Source organism: Paenibacillus tyrphae (assembly GCF_024158745.1).
Lineage (GTDB): Bacteria > Bacillota > Bacilli > Paenibacillales > NBRC-103111 > Paenibacillus_G > Paenibacillus_G tyrfis_A.
The window spans coordinates 49639-66290 of sequence record NZ_JAMZAW010000017.1 but is presented as its reverse complement, the minus strand read 5'-3'; the positions used below and the strand labels follow the sequence as shown (position 1 = coordinate 66290).

At 55.9% G+C, this 16652-nt stretch carries 14 protein-coding genes; 3 read left to right on the top strand and 11 right to left on the bottom strand.

Translation table 11 applies throughout. The features are described from left to right. Positions 1-57: 57 nt before the first annotated feature. The 7 genes from NI000_RS23930 to NI000_RS23900 form a co-directional block, all read right to left on the bottom strand. Positions 58-1725: an extracellular solute-binding protein gene (locus NI000_RS23930; protein ID WP_253413905.1), complete on the bottom strand. Its 1668-nt coding sequence runs from the start codon at positions 1723-1725 to the stop codon at positions 58-60. 68 nt (positions 1726-1793) lie between these two features. Continuing rightward, a complete protein-coding gene (locus NI000_RS23925) occupies positions 1794-2681 on the bottom strand; it encodes a carbohydrate ABC transporter permease (RefSeq protein ID WP_375540998.1) in 888 nt (295 codons plus the stop codon). Positions 2682-2694: 13 nt separating this feature from the next. Then, the gene (locus NI000_RS23920; RefSeq protein WP_253414000.1) at positions 2695-3558 is read right to left on the bottom strand and encodes an ABC transporter permease; all 864 of its coding nucleotides are present in this window, start codon (positions 3556-3558) and stop codon (positions 2695-2697) included. Between the two features lie 337 nt (positions 3559-3895). Next, positions 3896-4726, bottom strand: coding sequence for a carbohydrate ABC transporter permease (locus NI000_RS23915; protein ID WP_253413903.1), 831 nt, complete (start codon positions 4724-4726; stop codon positions 3896-3898). A gap of 13 nt (positions 4727-4739) precedes the next feature. Next, positions 4740-5639, bottom strand: a complete 900-nt coding sequence (locus NI000_RS23910) for a carbohydrate ABC transporter permease (RefSeq protein ID WP_253413902.1) — start codon at positions 5637-5639, stop codon at positions 4740-4742. 113 nt (positions 5640-5752) lie between these two features. Continuing rightward, positions 5753-7036 carry an ABC transporter substrate-binding protein gene (locus tag NI000_RS23905; RefSeq protein ID WP_253413901.1) on the bottom strand — a complete coding sequence of 428 codons (1284 nt, stop codon included), beginning with the start codon at positions 7034-7036 and terminating at the stop codon, positions 5753-5755. Next, a complete protein-coding gene (locus NI000_RS23900; RefSeq protein WP_253413900.1) occupies positions 7033-9162 on the bottom strand; it encodes an amylo-alpha-1,6-glucosidase in 2130 nt (709 codons plus the stop codon). The genes NI000_RS23905 and NI000_RS23900 overlap by 4 nt, the downstream gene beginning before the upstream one ends. A gap of 230 nt (positions 9163-9392) precedes the next feature. On the opposite strand from NI000_RS23900, the gene NI000_RS23895 reads away from it, so the two are divergent. Continuing rightward, positions 9393-10403: a LacI family DNA-binding transcriptional regulator gene (locus NI000_RS23895; RefSeq protein ID WP_253413899.1), complete on the top strand. Its 1011-nt coding sequence runs from the start codon at positions 9393-9395 to the stop codon at positions 10401-10403. A 433-nt stretch (positions 10404-10836) separates the two neighbouring features. On the opposite strand, the gene NI000_RS23890 is transcribed toward NI000_RS23895, so the two are convergent. Then, complete coding sequence (locus NI000_RS23890) at positions 10837-12492, bottom strand: hypothetical protein (RefSeq protein ID WP_253413898.1); 1656 nt, start codon at positions 12490-12492, stop codon at positions 10837-10839. 3 nt (positions 12493-12495) lie between these two features. Then, positions 12496-13284, bottom strand: coding sequence for an ABC transporter ATP-binding protein (locus NI000_RS23885; RefSeq protein WP_253413897.1), 789 nt, complete (start codon positions 13282-13284; stop codon positions 12496-12498). A gap of 247 nt (positions 13285-13531) precedes the next feature. On the opposite strand from NI000_RS23885, the gene NI000_RS23880 reads away from it, so the two are divergent. Together NI000_RS23880 and NI000_RS23875 are read left to right on the top strand one after the other, a co-directional pair. Next, positions 13532-14212, top strand: coding sequence for a class I SAM-dependent methyltransferase (locus NI000_RS23880; protein ID WP_253413896.1), 681 nt, complete (start codon positions 13532-13534; stop codon positions 14210-14212). A gap of 47 nt (positions 14213-14259) precedes the next feature. Beyond that, positions 14260-15354 carry a glycosyltransferase family 61 protein gene (locus NI000_RS23875; protein WP_253413895.1) on the top strand — a complete coding sequence of 365 codons (1095 nt, stop codon included), beginning with the start codon at positions 14260-14262 and terminating at the stop codon, positions 15352-15354. A gap of 11 nt (positions 15355-15365) precedes the next feature. On the opposite strand, the gene NI000_RS23870 is transcribed toward NI000_RS23875, so the two are convergent. Further along, positions 15366-15944 (bottom strand): CatB-related O-acetyltransferase, encoded by a 579-nt coding sequence (locus NI000_RS23870; protein ID WP_253413894.1) that lies wholly within the window; start codon positions 15942-15944, stop codon positions 15366-15368. Between the two features lie 76 nt (positions 15945-16020). Further along, positions 16021-16500: a hypothetical protein gene (locus NI000_RS23865; protein WP_253413893.1), complete on the bottom strand. Its 480-nt coding sequence runs from the start codon at positions 16498-16500 to the stop codon at positions 16021-16023. Between the last annotated feature and the right edge of the window lie 152 nt (positions 16501-16652).

Sequence of the window (16652 nt, the reverse complement as noted above, 5' to 3'; positions counted from 1 at the left end):
CCACTTTCTCACAAGCTCAGGGTGCGCCGAGAGCGCACCCTGCTTTGTCCGCATGGACTATTTCTTCTTCATTTTCTCTTCGTTTTCCTTCCAGCGTTTTGTCAAATACTCGTTAAGCTTCTCGATGCCGAGCGTTTGTGCGTCTTTCTCGCCTTTATCGATGATCTCGATCACTTCTTGCTCGCTTTTGGCGAGAATCGCTTGGGCGCGGACTTTCTTATACAATTCGATCCAGCGCTCGCGAATGATCCCTTCCGGGCTGTCCTGCGGCGGCTCGATCCCGCGCATCGCCGTCAAGTCCATATGTGTTTTCCAGGTAATGGCGTCCTGGTATTTCGTTTCCCAGGAACGCTTCTCTTCCGGCAAGGAGAGCTCGGCCTTCACTTTGATTTTGTCGTTGTACGTCGAGTTGCCGACGAATTGCAGGTCGTTCGTCGCGTTCATGTTTTTCGTGCGTTCCGCAGGCTCGCTGAAAAATTTGTCCGTCAAGTTCGGCAAGCCTTCGCTGTCCAGACCTTTCCAATACATGCCTTCCGGCCCCCATACGATTTGACGCATGCCGTCCGGGCTGGTCATCCAGTCCAGCACCGCAAAAATTTTCTCGGGGTCCTTGGCCGTCGCCGTGATCGCGGCGGCGTTCCAGCCCAGACGGTCGTAGTGGGCCACCATGATTTTGTTCTTGTCCAGTCCCGGCTTGTGGATCGGCCAGATCATGAAGTAGCCGGCATTCGGATCGGACTTGGAAAGCTCGGCGTCAGCCTTGGAAGCATAGTCGGTAGCGGTAATATCCGCATACACGGCGACGCGGCCCGTGTTGAGCTTCTCGCGCACTTGATCGACCGTTTGCGTCAGCGCGTCCTGCGTCATCAGCTTCTCACGGTGCAGCTTATTGACGAAGATCATCGCTTCCTTGTACACCGGGTCAGCGAAGAGCGACGTGAACTTGCCGTCCTTCGGCACGGCGCGTAGCGTTCCCGCGTAGCTCGCCGGGTTGTTCTCCGCGAAGGCGGAGAACAGTAGGTCGACGCCCTTGCCTTCTTTGGCTTGGCCAGGCTCGAACGGGATGATGTTCGGATATTTCTCTTTGACGAGCTTCAGATAGTTGTACAGGTCGTCGGTCGTTTCCAGCTTCGGCTTGCCGAGCTCTTCGTAAATTTTCTTATTTATGACGTAGCCGGCATTTCCTGTCGGCTTGTTTGTGTACCAGTTCGGGAACATGTACAGCTTGCCGTCCTTGGAGCGCAGCATGTTCAGGATTTCGTCGCCCGCCCATTTTTTCAGGTTCGGGTATTTATCCAGATACGGGTCAAGCGGCACGAGGACGCCGTTCTCGCGCAGCCGCTCGAACTTGTCGCGGTCGCCCCAGATGACATCCGGCAGATCCTTGCTGACGATCATCGTGCTCAGCTTGGCTTCCGCGTTGCCCCCGGCGTTAATGGCGGTAATGTTGATTTTGTACTGCTCTTGTACTTGCTTGGAGAAAACGTCTTTACCCCAAGGAGGCATTGTGTACCAGCCGTAGTTGCCGAAGAGCGTGAAGCTGACCGGCTCGCTGCCGATTTTCCACGGCTCCGACGACGAGGCGGCCGGCGTCTGTGTCCCATTTGGCGCCGCCGCTTTGTTGTCGGCGGGAGCGCTGCCTCCGCCGGAGCATCCGGAGATAACCGTCCCCAGCGCCATGACGGCTGCCAGCGGACCCATTCCTTTTTTGACCCAATTGTTCATTGTCTGTATAGCCCCTTTCCCATTGTCATTTCAAGCTATGCTTAAAGCGGTGCGCTTTGAAGCCCGGACTATTCTTTCAAGGAACCGACCAGCACGCCCTTGACGAAATACCGCTGCAAGAACGGATAGACGAGAATGATCGGAACCGTCGTGACCATCATGGTAGCCATCGTCAGCGACTTGGTCGTATACGATTGTCGCTTGGCGAGGAAGCTTTGAGCCGCCGAGTCCTGAGTCAGCTCGGAAGCGATATTGGAATCGAGCGTCTGCTTCAGCAGCGCCTGCACCGGTAGCAGATCCTGATTGTTGATATAGATGGAAGCAACGAACCAGTCGTTCCAGTGAGCGATCGCCGTGAACAGCGAGAGCGTGGCGACGACCGGGCCGGACAGCGGCAGCACGACGCGCAGGAACGTGCCCCAGTAGCCGCAGCCATCAATCCGTGCCGCATCTTCGAGCCCGGCCGGAATTTCGCGGAAAAACGTCCGGAAGATGATCATGCTCCATACGCTGATGATCGACGGAATGACGAATACCCAGAACGAATCGAACAGGCCGAGACCGCGAATCAGCAGGTAGGTCGGAATCAAACCGCCGCCGAAATAAAGCGTGATAATGCAGAAGGTCATGTAATAACCCCGGCCGACCAGCTCCTTGCGGGACATGCCGTAAGCGAAGATGGACGTCGCCGCAATCGTCAGGAAGGTGCCGACGAGCGTACGGGCGATGGAAACGCCGAAGCCTTTCAATATTTTAACGTCCTTTAACACAACTTGGTAATTTTCCAACGTGAAAACTCTGGGCCAGAACGTGATGCCGCCGAGACTGGTGTCCGAACCGAGGTTGAACGAGATGACCGCGGAGTTCCAGAACGGATAGAACGTTACGAAGGCCAGAAAGAGCAGCGCAATATGGATAACGATGCTAAAGACGCGATCTTCCAATGCCAGCTTCATCAATACATCCTCCTTACCACAAGCTGTTGCCGGTTCGTCTCGCGAGATAGTTCGCAAGAGTCAGCAGGCCGACGCTGACGATGGCCTTAAACAAGCCGACGGCTGTCGCGAACGAATAGCGGTTTAACGTAATCCCCATCCGGTACACGTACGTGTCCAGAACCTCCGATACGTCGCGCAGCGCCGGGTTGACGCCCAGCAGCAGCAAGTCCTCGAAGCCCGCGTTCAGCAAGTTGCCGATAGCCAGAATGGAGAAGATCATCACGACCGGCAAAATGCATGGAAACGTTATCAAATAAGTCATGCGAAAACGGCTCGCCCCGTCGATGGCGGCGGATTCGTACAGATGAGGGTCGATGGAAGCGATTGCAGCCAAGTATACGATGGAGGCAAAGCCAATCTCTTTCCATACGTTCGTCGTGACGAGAATGGTCCAGAAATATTCCGTAACCGATAAGTAGGGAATCGGTTCGTCGATGACCCCGATTTTTTGGAGAAGAATGTTTACGCTTCCATTATCGGTCGAAAGCAGAGAGATCACGAAGTTGGCGACGATGACCCAAGACAGGAAATACGGCAAGTAGCTGACCGTCTGCACGACGCGCTTGAAGAACATATTTTTGACTTCGTTCAGCAGAATCGCGAGAATGATCGGTGCCGGAAAGCCGATGGCAAGCTTCAGGAAGCTGATGACAATGGTGTTTCGCATCACGACCCCAAGCTCGGGCGCTTGGAAAAAATCGACGAAATGCTTGAAGCCTGCCCACGGGCTGGCCGAGAATCCTTTAAACACCGAATAATCTTGAAATGCGATGATCACGCCGTACATCGGGAAATAGCTGAAAATCAAAATCAAGACGAGCGCGGGCAGCACCATAAGCTGCAAATCCCATTGCTTGAGCCAGGCCGCGACCTTCGTCTTCCCCGGCTTGGCCGCCGGACGATCCTCAGGGACCGCTGCCGCGGTTTGTTTCAAACGGACCACCCTTTCCTGTGTATTGTCGATCTGTCTTTATCTTAAAAGGGATACGATGCGCACGGCTACTTGCCTAATCAATGAAATGTTATATAAATCAATGATCAGGAAGTATTTTCTTCCGTTATGAGAAGATTGGAGGGGAGAGGTCGGCAAGGAAAAAAAACAGCGCTCTCCCAAGGAACCGAATCGTCCCGGCTAGAGAGCGCTAATTGTCGGCTTATGTTTTTGTGCGATCTTACTTGCTGCCCGTAAACGTAATGCCTTTGATGAAGAACCGGTTGAAAAAGGCGTAGATGAGCAGCGCAGGCAGCGTAAATACCATCGACGCGGCCATGATATAGTTCCAGTAGCTGATGTACTGGCCTTTAAAGGTGTTCAGGCCGAGCGTCAGCGTGAACATCGACTTGTCGGAAACGAACATAAGCGGCTTCAGGAACTCGTTCCAGGCGCCCATGAACACGAAGATCATCTGCGCGGCGAGCGCCGGAACGGCCAGCGGCAGCGCGATGCGGAAGAAGATGCCGAAGCGGCTCAGCCCGTCGAGCTGCGACGCTTCCTCCAGCTCCTTCGGGAAGTTGATGAAGAACTGACGCATCATGAACGTGAACGTGGCGTTGGCCATCATCGGTACCGTCAGCGCGGCGTACGAATTCAGCCATCCGAGCTCTTTCATGATCAGGTACGCAGGCACGATCGTGAGCTGGCCCGGAATCATCTGCACGCCCAAGATGATGAGGAACATCACTTTGTTGCCTATGAAATCGATGCGCGCAAGCGCATAGCCGGCCATCGAGTTGAACAAAATGTTGCAGACCGTCGCCACGACCGCGATCAGGGCACTGTTGGACATCCAGCGGATGAACAGCGGCTCGCGGACGAAAATATCGTAATAGTTTTGCAGCGTAAAATGCTTGGGAATAAAGTTTATGCCCCCGGCAACAATCTCTTCCAGCGTCTTGAACGAGGAGGAGAGCGCCCACAGGAACGGCACCATCGTTACCGCAGCGTACAGGAACAGCAGTGCGTAAATGACGTACTTGATCCACGGTTTCGGCTGTTTAGCCATCGTCTCGGCCTCCTCAGTTCAGCTTCTCTTCGGCGAACAGCTTCCGCTGCAGCAGCGTCGCGATCATGATGACCAGAGCCAGCACGATGGCGAGCGCGGAGGCGTAGCCGAAGTCCAAATTTTTGAATGCGTACTGGTAAATCAGCAGCGCCACGGTCAGCGTGGAGTTGTTCGGCCCCCCGGACCCCGCCGAGAAAATGTACGACTGGTCGAACAACTGGAACGTTCCGATGATGCCCATGACGACGGTGAAGAAGGTCGCCGGCTTCAGCATCGGCAGCGTGATCGCGGTGAATCGTTTCCACGCGCCCGCTCCGTCCAGCATCGCGGACTCGTAGAGCGCATCCGGGATGTCCTGCAGCGCCGCGAGAAAGACGACCATGAAGAACGGTGCCGTCGACCAGATGTTCATCAGCATGATCCCCTTGAGCGCGACGGCGGGGTCGCCAAGCCAGTTGTAGCCGGGCAGTCCGATCGCTTGCAGCGCCTGGTTGAGCAGCCCGTTGGAATTATAGATCCACATGAAAATGAGCGTCAGCACGGCGGATGAGGTCACGGTCGGCATGAAAAAGACGATGCGGAAAAAATTCCGAAATTTCAGCTTTGCATTCAAAATGGTCGCGAGTCCGAGCGCCAGCGCCGTTTGCAGCGGCACAACAAAGAGGGCGAAGGAGGCGGTGTTTTTCAGCGCGATCCATGCCCGTTCGTCCTGCGCCATCCGTTCGAAGTTGCTGAATCCGATAAACTTGTAGCTGACGTCGCCCAGCAGATTCACTTTATGAAACGACAGGAAGAGCGAATAAAAGACAGGTAAAAACAAAAACGTGCCGATAACCAGCAGAGTAGGGAGCAAAAACAAATAGCCGGTTATCGTGCTTCTCAGCTTCCGCTTCCAAACCGAACGGCTTGCCATAGGGAAACCTCCCTTTCAAAAGAGGCAGGGGAGCTGTGTCAGACTGAACAGGATGACGTCCCCCGCTTTTTAAGTGGATGAAGGGAGGGGAAGCCCCTCCCGGTTCAGCTTCGTTACTTGCCGGCGGCAATCTCTTTGTTGGCGGTTTCCTGCGCTTTTTTCATCGCGTCTTCCAGCGAGGATTTTCCCAGGAACGCGTCGAGGAACTGGTTGTTGAAATTGTTCATAACCGTCGGCAGTGTCGGTCCTGCTTGCCATGGCGTCGCATAAGCCGAGCCTGCGACCAGGGCGCCGCGCAGCGGATCCTTGTCGTAGCCGAGCTCCTTCGCGACGGATTTGCGCGTCGGCAGGGCGAACCCTTTGCTGGTCCACGTTTTCATACCTTCCTTGCCGGTCAGGTACGAAATCAACTCCCAGGAAGCTTCTTTTTTCTTGGACGCCTTGTTCATGACATAGGCGACCGTGAAGGCCATCGTGCCTTTTTTGCCGTTTACTGTCGGCAGCTCAGCGGTAGCGTACTGAAGATCTTTATAGTTGTTGTTCAGGAACGGAATCGCCCAGTTGCCTTCGAAGACGATGGACGCTTTGCCTTGGCCGAACATCTCGCCGCCCCAGCCTGCGCCGACTTCCTTCGGCTCGCCGGACGATTTATCCTTATTGTGCAGGTCGACGACGAGCTGCAGCCCTTTGAGCGCTTCCGGAGAAGCGAAAGCGGCGTTGCCTTTGTCGTCGGACACCTTGCCGCCGAAAGCCTGCGCCATGTACATTTGCCGTGCCAGCTCGGGAGCGACGCCGAAGCCGAAGCGGACGGTTTTGCCGCTTTCGGTTTTGGTCAGCTTTTTCGCGGCGTCCTGCAGCTCTTCCCACGTGGCCGGCGGCTTGGTAATGCCTGCCTCTTCGAAATGCTTCTTGTTGTAGAACATGGCCAGCGTGGAGGAGTCTTTCGGGAAGCCGTACGTTTTGCCGCCGACCTTGAACGCGTTCAACAGCGGCTCTTCGAAGTCGGCCACGTCGAATTCAGGCTTCACGTAGCCGTCGAGCGGCTCGATGACGCCCTTCTCGATCAGAGCCGGAGCTTCGAACGCATCCAGATAAAATACATCGGGGCCTTCGCCGCCGATGAGCCGGGTTTTGATGACGTCCATGTACTGGTCGGCGATCACTTCGTATTTTACTTTGACGTTCGGATGCTTGCTTTCGAACTCTTGAATCGTCTGCTTGAGCAAATCCTGCTCCTCTGGCGACGAACCCCAGCCGGCCAGCGTTACGGTGACAGGCTCGCCGCTTTTCGGCGCATCGCCGGCAGGGACCGGCTTGGCTTCTTCTTTGGCGCAGCCCGCCAGCACCATGCTGGAAGCCAGACCTACGGAGAGAATGACGGATAGCGATTTTTTCATTTCACAACATCCTCCTCAAATGGTGGAATAAGAACTTGATACCCTGTATAATTTTCCAAAATGTCCACTTGATACGGCACAGCGGCGTCTCCGGTTCTGCTGACCCGTAAATGCAGCGTTCCTTGGCCGATGCGCAGGTTTGTCACTTCCAGCTCGTTTATGCCGGGGAGCAGCAGCGGCCGCAGCTCGATCGTTGCGGTCAGCGCATTCGGACGGATGCCCAGCATCGTCTGCAGGAACGTCAGCGGCGTGCCCGCGGCCCAGGCCTGCGGCGAGCAGGCGACCGGATAAGGTACGGGATGCCCGAGTTCATCGGAATAACCGCAGAACAGCTCCGGCAGTCTGGCATATTCGAAGCCTTCCGCCGCCTTCATCAGCCCCTGCATCACCTTCAACGCTTCGGTCTCGAAGCCGCCGAGGCTAAGTCCGAGCAGGCAGAGGGAGTTGTCGTGCGGCCACACGCTGCCGTTATGGTAGCTCATCGGGTTGTACCCGGAGGAGCCGGTACTCATCGTGCGGATGCCGTAGCCGCCGAACATATCGCCTGCGACGAGCCGCGATGCGACGGCGCGGGCCCGCTCCGGCGACGCGATGCCGGACATCAGAACATGACCGGTGTTCGAGGTCACCGACTGCACCTGCCGTTTGTCCCGGTCCAGCGCAATGGCGTAATACTGCTCGTCTTCCATCCAGAACGACTGCTCGAACCGCTCCCGGAGCATAGCCGCTTCTTGTTCCAGCCGGTCGGCGTCGCCGCTGCGGCCGATTGCGCGGAAGATCGGAGCGAGGCGCGTTTTCGCCTGATACACGTATCCCTGCACTTCGACGAGCGCGATCGGCGCCTGGCCGTAATCCCCGCTGCGATGGACGACGGAGTCGGCTGAATCTTTCCAGCCTTGGTTGGCGATGCCTTTGGAAGATTCCTGAAAATATTCCACGAAGCCGTCGCCATCCCGGTCGCCGTAACGCTCGATCCAGGCGAGCGCCGCTTCGAGGTTCGGCATCAGCTGCTCGATCAGCGCGAGGTCGTTCGTCCAGTGGTAATATTCCGCGGCCAGCATCAGGAAGAGCGGCGTCGCGTCAATCGTTCCGTAATACGGGGCGAACGGCACCATCCCGGCGCCCGCCAGCTCGCCGTAGCGGATTTCGTGCATAATTTTGCCCGGCGTTTCGTCCCGCCAAGGATCTTCGTTCTGACCTTGGTAAGCGGCCATCGTGAGCAGGGTGCCCTTGGCCGCCTGCGAGTTCAGCGAAAGCATCTGCAGCGCGGCGATCAGGCTGTCGCGGCCGAATGGAACCGAATACCACGGAAGCCCGGCCACCGGGAACGGTCCGTAGCCGACATCGGTCAGCAGCACGCGCAGGTCCTGCACTCCCCGGTGAAACAGCTTGTCGAACGCGGCGTTGTCGCTGCGGACGGCCGTCGATCCGGCGTTCCAATCGGTATAGCTCGCTTCGAGCTTCGCCATCGCCACCTGCGGGTCGTAAAACCGGGGGCCTTCTCCGTTCACGAACGGTGCGACGAAGAACGTGATTTCCCGGCTCTCGCGGTGATCGAGACGAACCCGGAAGCCGACGGTGTTCGTCGCCTCATCGACGAAGCTTTCCTGCGGCTGCCAAGCGATACTGGTTTCCCGGGCGACATGGTCCGCGCCGGCGTAGCCGATCGTCAGCCCGCCGTTCTGCCTCTGCGTTCCCGTCTTATGGCCGGTCTCGCCGTGCTGAAAGCCGCGTACCGTGAACATATCCGCAAAATCGGCGTCGGCCAGCACCGAGAAGTCGAACTCGATCGGCTTCGGATAATAGCTGGTCAGGCGGAAGGTTTCGTAGAGCCCGCCTTCGTAAATAAACCGCGTGCGCTCGATCTCGACGGATTCCCGCCACAGAATCAGCTCGCCGTTCTGCTCCATATGCGGATTCGTCAGCCGGATGACAGATATGTAGTTCGCATCCGCCGCGGAGGACAGCAGCACCGGCTTTTGGCCGTTGATGGTAATTTCCAGCCGGCTCAGAAAGCGGGTGTCCTTGGTGTACAGCCCGAAGCCGGACGGATGACCTTGCGGAATATCGCCGTCCTTGTCGGAGTAGAGGAAGAGATCGTTTTCTTTGATGATTCGATAATCCAATGCGGTCACCTCACTGTATAAGAGTTATCCGAAACGTTTCGGAAAACCGATAAAAAAATATTTCTTCTCTGCAAAAGAAAGGAAAATCCTCTTTCCAAAACGTTTTGGATACGATATACTTGATTATATTGCAAGCTGAAAGCATTTACAACTGCTTTTTTTAGCAAATATTTTTTTACGGCTGCCAACAACATAAAAATATAGATTCAAAACGTTTCGGAGGAGAGAACATGGTTACGATTAAAGATATCGCCAAGGCGGCAGGCGTGTCCGTCACAACCGTATCGCGGGCGCTGAACGGGTATGACGACGTCAATGAAGTTACGCGCCGGAAGATTAAGGATATTGCGCAAGGGCTTGGGTACAGCCCGAATATGGCTGCCCGCTCGCTGATCTCGAAGAAAACGAAAACGCTCGGTCTGCTGCTGTCCAACGTGACGCGGGCCAGCTCGAAGGACAATATCGCATTTGAAATCTTGTGCGGCATGAACGACCGGGCGGGAGAGCTCGATTACGATCTCGTGCTGTTTAGCACGACGCCGCAAAAGCAAAAAATCAAATCGTACAAAACGCTGTGCCAGGAGCGCGGCGTAGACGGCGTCATTATTATGGGCATCCGCCTGGACGACGAGTATTTGAAGGAAGTCGTTTCGTCCCAAATTCCTTGCGTGCTCATCGACATTCCGCTGGAGGGGCCGAACGTCGGGTATGTGACCTCTGATAACGTCGGCGGCGCGAATCGTGCCGTCAGCTATTTGCTGGAAGCGGGCCACCGCAAAATCGGCGTCATCAACGGCCATTCCCAGGCGGACGTCAGCGTGCAGCGGCTGACAGGGTACAAGCAGGCGCTGGAGCGTTTCGGTATCCCGTTCGACGAGTCGCTCGTCATGGACGGCTCCTTCTCCGAGTCAGGAGCCAAAGAAGCGGTGTACAGGCTGCTGGCGCAGCAGCCGGACATCACGGCGCTGTTCTGCATCAGCGACCTGATGGCGCTCGGAGCTTTGCAGGCCGTCCGCGGGTTGGGGCTTCAAGTACCCGGGCAAATTTCCGTCGTCGGCTTCGACAATATCGACGTGACGGCGTACTGTTCGCCGGCGCTTACGACCGTAAACCAGAACAAATACGAGATGGGGTATCAGGCCGCCCAGATGCTGATCGACTTGCTCGAAGGCCGCAAGGTGAGTCACCGGCTCATGCTGGACACGGAGCTGATCGTGCGGGAGAGCGTGAGTCCGCGGTAAGGTAGGCGATTCTTCGCGCAATCAGGCTGGGTGAGGTCGCCAACAATCCCGGTTGCGTTCTGTAGCAAATGCGCAATCGACGAAGGTCCGAATCATTTGGAGGCCCTATTCGAGCATAGAGGAACTACGATGCGTAAAGAGGCGCTTTTGGCCCCGTCATCGAAGCATAGCGGAACAAAAAGTGACTTAATCGTGTCGAAAAATGTTCATGCTGCCTCGGGGGACGTGATTAGCGCACCTCACATCCTCTATGGTCCGAGCAAACGGCTGATTGGCTGCGATAGCGCATCGCAGTTCCTCTAATTTTTCGGCACTCCCGGTAATCGCACCGCTTCCACGCAAAGGGCAGGCGTCGGCGTCAGCAAAAGAGCCTCCGAATCCACCGATATCGTGGAAACGGAGGTTCTTTTCATGCCCGAAGTCCGGCTCGTGCTCATCCTTTGTCCCGTAAGGCATCCCACGAGATGGCGAACCCTTTCCGCCAGACCACGGCATTCAGCACGACCAGCAGCGCCATATACGCGTAGACCCCGCCGGTGACGAACGTGCTGGCCAGATGAACGCCCGCGAACAGAGCGAGAAGCAGCAGAAGCAGCAAGACAACGAGGCCGTCATTCTGCTTCACCGCCTCGAAGGACTCCGAGAACGGCAGCGCCTTGCGGAAGGTAAGGAAGCAAAATACCGTGTACAGCAGCACGCTCAGAGCGACGACGATTAAATCCGGAACGATGCGCACCCCGAACAGCGCGATAAAAATAGCGCTCTCGATCAGGTACACGGGCATAAACAGCCGGACGAGGAACGCTTTGATCGTCCCCCGGAAAATAGGCGCCGGACTTGGCAGCGGCATCGTTTTGTAGAGCCACGAGCCCTTGTGCTTGCCGGAGTACCGCAGCATCATGATGACGGTCGGAATGAGCAGCGCGCAGAAATAAATGTTCAGATACCATTTGCTCGCTGCGATCTCGCTGAAGGGCTGGGCCCGCAGTACGTTGAAAAAGAAAATGAACGGAAACACGATCGAGAACCCTAACGAAGGATATACCTTGAGCTTGAACTCCCTTTCGTTGCCCATCATCAGCGAGCCGAACCGGAAAAAGGTGCGCTCTTCCCGGCCGGAGCAAACGAACCTGGAAACCGCATTCAGCCACCGGCTGTGCTCCCTGCCTTTTTTCGCGCTTTCGTTCGCCAGCTTCTGCAAGCTGCGCTCGAAGAAGGGCACCAGGTTCGTGTAGAGCAGAATCGAAACGATCGGCGTGACGAACGCCAGCAGCGTAAAGACGATGAAATGCGGGGTCGCCTGACCGCGCAGCAGCCATTCGAACGTTGCCCCGTACCACAGGGGAGGAATCAACGCCTGCCACCATTTCGGCTCGAATACGACCTGAAGCTGCATGAGGTCGAACGACCTTCCGATGAATTGATAGCCGACGGTAATCGCGATGGACAGGATGATCTGCACATTGTTGATCATGTCCTTCAGCTTTTCCCCGTCGAAAAACTTCAGAATCAGCATATACAAAAAGGCCGTCACAACGACGATCAGCACGTCCGTCAGCACGATTTCGACCACAAACAGCAAAAAAAACAAAACGCCATGCTTGACGATTGCCGCAATCATCGGCGCAGCACAGAGCGCCCCGGTCAGAAAGAACAAATAAAGTAAAATATGCAGCGTCTTCGCCATGCCGATCGTCCGCCGGTTGACCGGCTTCGAGGCGATAATGTTCCGGTCCCGGATATCGAGCAGAACGGTAGAAAAGTCGGAAATCAAAGAAGTCATGACCAGGAACATCAGCAGGCCGAACACAAAGCTCATCTGGAACATATAGTTGTCGCCCATTACGACGAAGGGGACCATAATCAGCCCCATCAAGGCATACAAGCCAAGAGACTTCACGAAATTGTTCTGATCGCCCGTCTCCTGCCCGTTCTTTTTGGCGGACTGATTGAAAATGGTAGGCATCCGGCGTCCGTCGATCGTTAGCTTGATCTGCAAAATTTTGCGCATCAACGGGTAATCGACGCCCAGCCTCTCGAACAGGGTGCTGAACCGGTCCAGCACCTTAAGCGATACGAATTCCTTCATCGCCTACACCTCTTGCACGACGGAGACGAATCGTTCCGCGATCTCTTTATGCTCATGGAAGCCCGTCAGCCGGTTGAAAATCTCTTCGAGTGATCCTTCCCGGCTTTGTGTCCTCAACTCGTCGAAGCTTCCGTCCGCCACGATTTCGCCGCCGTCCAGCAGCACGATGCGGTTGCTGATCTTTTCGACCACATCCATGATGTGCGAGGAATAGAAGATCGTCTTGCCCTTTGCGGCCAGCTGCGCCAAAATTTCTTTCACCACCATGACGCTGTTGGCATCCAGGCCGCTCAAGGGCTCGTCCAAAAACAAAATGTCCGGGTTGTGCAGCAGGCTGGAGATGAGCAGCACCTTTTGGCGCATGCCTTTGGAATACGAAACGATCCGCGCGTTATACGCGTCCTCCAGCCCGAACAGGTCGATCAGCCGTTTGGCTTTCCATTCCGCCTGCTCGTCCTCCAGTCCGTACAGATTGCCGATAAAGGTTAAATATTCTTTCGCCGTCAGGGCGTCGTACACTTCGGCCGTTTCGGGCACATACCCGATCCGCTGCTTATAGTCCACACTGCCGTCCGAGATGTCCTTGCCGAAAATACGGATTTCTCCGGTGTAGCCCTCCACGAGGCCGAGCATCGTTTTGATCGTGGTGCTTTTGCCCGCGCCGTTCGGCCCGATATATCCGATGATTTGTCCCGGATACACGTCAAGATCGATTCCTCTGAGCACGTAGCGGTCTCCATACATCATTCGCAAGCCGCGAATGGACAGGATCGCTTCTCTTGCGGTTTCCATCAGCACACCTCTCATCCCTGGAACTCATTCCCCAATAAAAAAAGCATGGCCGCTTCCAGGCTCTGGCCGGTTCGGTCATGCACTCCCATTGTATGATACGGTCCGTTTCAAGTCAATGAAAGGGAAATCGGTTCAAAATGTGTCTTTCCCCTTATTTACCTGCCCATCCCGGCCGGATGAGTTGGACATAGAATAAGACATACCCGCAGGTTGTATCGGGATTTTCCTCAAGGCGGTGGTTTATTCGATGGATTGGAAATATCATCCTGTACGGTTTGCCGCGGATCACGCCCCCGAGCTGCCGTTAACCTATATGACGAACGGCGCATGGTCCGGCCACCGCCGTTTCGCTTACGATCTTGTGCGCTTTGCCAAGCCGCGTCTTATTGCGGAACTGGGCACGTTTTACGGCACTTCCTTCTTCAGCTTTTGCCAGGCGGTCAAGGACGGGAATTTGCCTGCCCGCTGCTTCGCCGTCGATACGTGGCAAGGCGATCCGCATACCGGCTATTATGGCGGCGATCATATCTATGAGGCCGTGCAATCCGTGACGCTCCGGGAATTTCCGGGCATCGGCTATCTGGTTCGCTGCAATTTCGACCAGGCCCTGGCCGGGTTTCCCGACGGTTCGGTCGATCTGCTGCACATTGACGGCTACCATACGTATGATGCGGTACTGCACGATTATGCGACGTGGTACCCGAAGCTGGCGGAGAACGGTATCGTTTTGTTTCACGATATTGTTGTCCGGCTGGGCGATTTCGGTGTGTACCGTTTGTGGGAGAAGCTCATCGGCGAACATCCGCATCTCCAGTTCCCTCACTCCAACGGCCTCGGCGTCCTGTTCCCGAAGGGGTGCCCTCCGGCATTCCGTGCGGTGCTGGACCGTCAGGATGAGCTTATCGCGCACTATACCGGCGGAGTCTAACGAGTCGGCATCCGCATGATAACGAAGAATGGGAGGCGAGAAAAAAGATGTACGCAATCCCCGATCAAGTCTACAACAAAACCATCGATTGGGTGATGGACTGCACAGCCTTTGACCGAAGCCTCGTGCCGGAATTTTACAAGCCGATCTATCCCGGGGAGACGCTTCATCTTGAGGCTCCTGGCGGATTCGATCCTCCGCGCTGGGGAAGCGAGTGTCATTTCGATCCGGCCTTCGTCGCCGTCGTCCCGAACGGACGCGTCATGACCGGGAACGGCTACGTGGTCACCCCGAACAACAAGCGGCTGCTCGATGTGGAGCTGTATTGCCCGGAGCATGACGGAAGGTTGCTGCCGCCTCCGGTACACTTAGCGGAAACGGTAGCCACGTTGATCTGGGGATGGAATATGCCCGAGAAAGGCATTTTTACCCAAGCCGTGTACGGTCATTGGTTCTACGATATCCTGCCGCGCCTTCATTTGCTTGAGCAAAGCGGCATTCCGATCGACAAATACTTGATCGGCATGCTGCATCATCCGTTTCAGTACGAGTCTCTCAGCATGCTCGGCTTTCCGATGCATAAGCTGATTCAGGTCGACCGAAGCGATTTTCACTTGGTGGCCAGCAAGCTGGTCGTGCCTGCAGTTCCCTTAATGGTAGGAAAAAGTCCGAGATGGGCATACCAGTTTCTGCGCCAGCGGCTGGGAGAAGGGCGAGCCGCCGGGCAAGCCGGCGGCTATGAACGGATCTATGTCAGCCGGCAGGACGCTGCGGCGAGGTTTGTCATCAACGAGGATGAAGTGATGAGCGTCCTGAGCGGGAAAGGATTTACGAAGATCGTTCCGACGCCGCTGACCATGCAGGATAAGATCGCGATCTACTCCTCCGCCAGCGTGGTTGTCGCTCCGTTCGGCAGCAGCAATATCAACATCACCTTCTGTCCTCCCGGAGCGAAGCTTATCGAGCTGTCGCCGCGTACGGTCGTGGACAACTATTTTTGGAAAATATGCCGCCATGCCGGCGTCGATTATTACGAGGTCGTGTGCGACATCGAATACCCGCCCAAGCCCGCCGTAGGCGCGGACAATATCGTCGTCGATACCGACAAGCTGCTGAATGTGCTCAAGCTGGCCGGGATCTGATTCACCAGCGGCTAGTCGGCCGTATCGCAATAGCGGAGAAAAGCATCCATGTCGCCCGACAGCAGCAAGGGGACGGCCCGTTCGATTTTGTCCAGCGGCCAGCTCCACCATTCGATGCGAAGCAAGCGCTGAATCGTCGCTTCGGGAAACCGGTACTTGATGACTTTAGCCGGGTTTCCCGCCACGATAGCGTACGGAGGAACGTTCTTGCTGACGACGGCGCCCGCTCCAACAACTGCTCCATGCCCGACCGTAACCCCCGACAAAATTGTCGCCCCCGAGGCGAGCCAGACGTCATGCCCGATGGTTACGTTTCCTTTGGTTTTCGGATGCCCCGTAATGAAGGAGTACTTGGGCATCAAGGAGTTGAACGGATACGTCGTTACCCAATCGGGCCGGTGCTCTCCGCCGAGAAAAATCGTCACTTTGTCCGCAATGGAGCAAAACTTGCCGATGATCAGAATGCTGCTCTCGCCCCAAGACCGGATATCCGGATGACCGTAAGTGAATTCCCCGATGTAAATTTTGTTCTCCACCGTTCTCGAAGGCAGTTGAGTTCGCAGCGATTCGATCGGAGATTGGCTATCCATCTGCTCAGGCACCTCCTTCCGGGTCATGATATGCTAGAATATTCACGCTTCGCTGCCCTTGGCACCCTGAAGAAGCTCATTTGGGCGAGTCGTCCCCCGATTTGCCGCCGTTGCTATGGCCGTTGAACAGCGCCTCCGTCAGCGTCCGCAGCTTATCCATCAGCTTGCCGAAGCCGAATCCGACGAGAAATGCGATGCCGATCTTCGCTTCCATCGAGTCGCCGGTCTGGAGCAGCATAATGCCGCTTTTGAACAGAACGATCGTCATCATGGCCGCCCCGGCGCACTTGATTGGACGAAGCAGGTACCACCAATACCAGCGCGGGGTCATGCTGTCGTAATATTCGAAGAACAAGCGCATGGCGTACATGGTGCCTCCGATCGCTCCGGCAAGCGCATAGTAAGCGTACTCCGTAACGGGGGGAAGAAGCTTGACCCCAAGCCAATGCGTGACGCTGCCGCTGCGGATGGCGCCTGTCATCCAGAAGCTTCCGACGAACCAAGCGAGCAGATAAACGAGCACTCCGAGCTTGAACCCGTGTTCCCGGGTTTTCATGGCTCACGCCCCTTTCGCTTGCATACTTGTTCTAGTTCAACCTATGCGCTGTCCGGGAAAATGATGAAATGCGGAGTTGGTATAGAAACATTATCCAGATTTGGCGCGTCTAATGAATGGGGGAGAATGGGCATTTGCCGCCTTTTCCCATC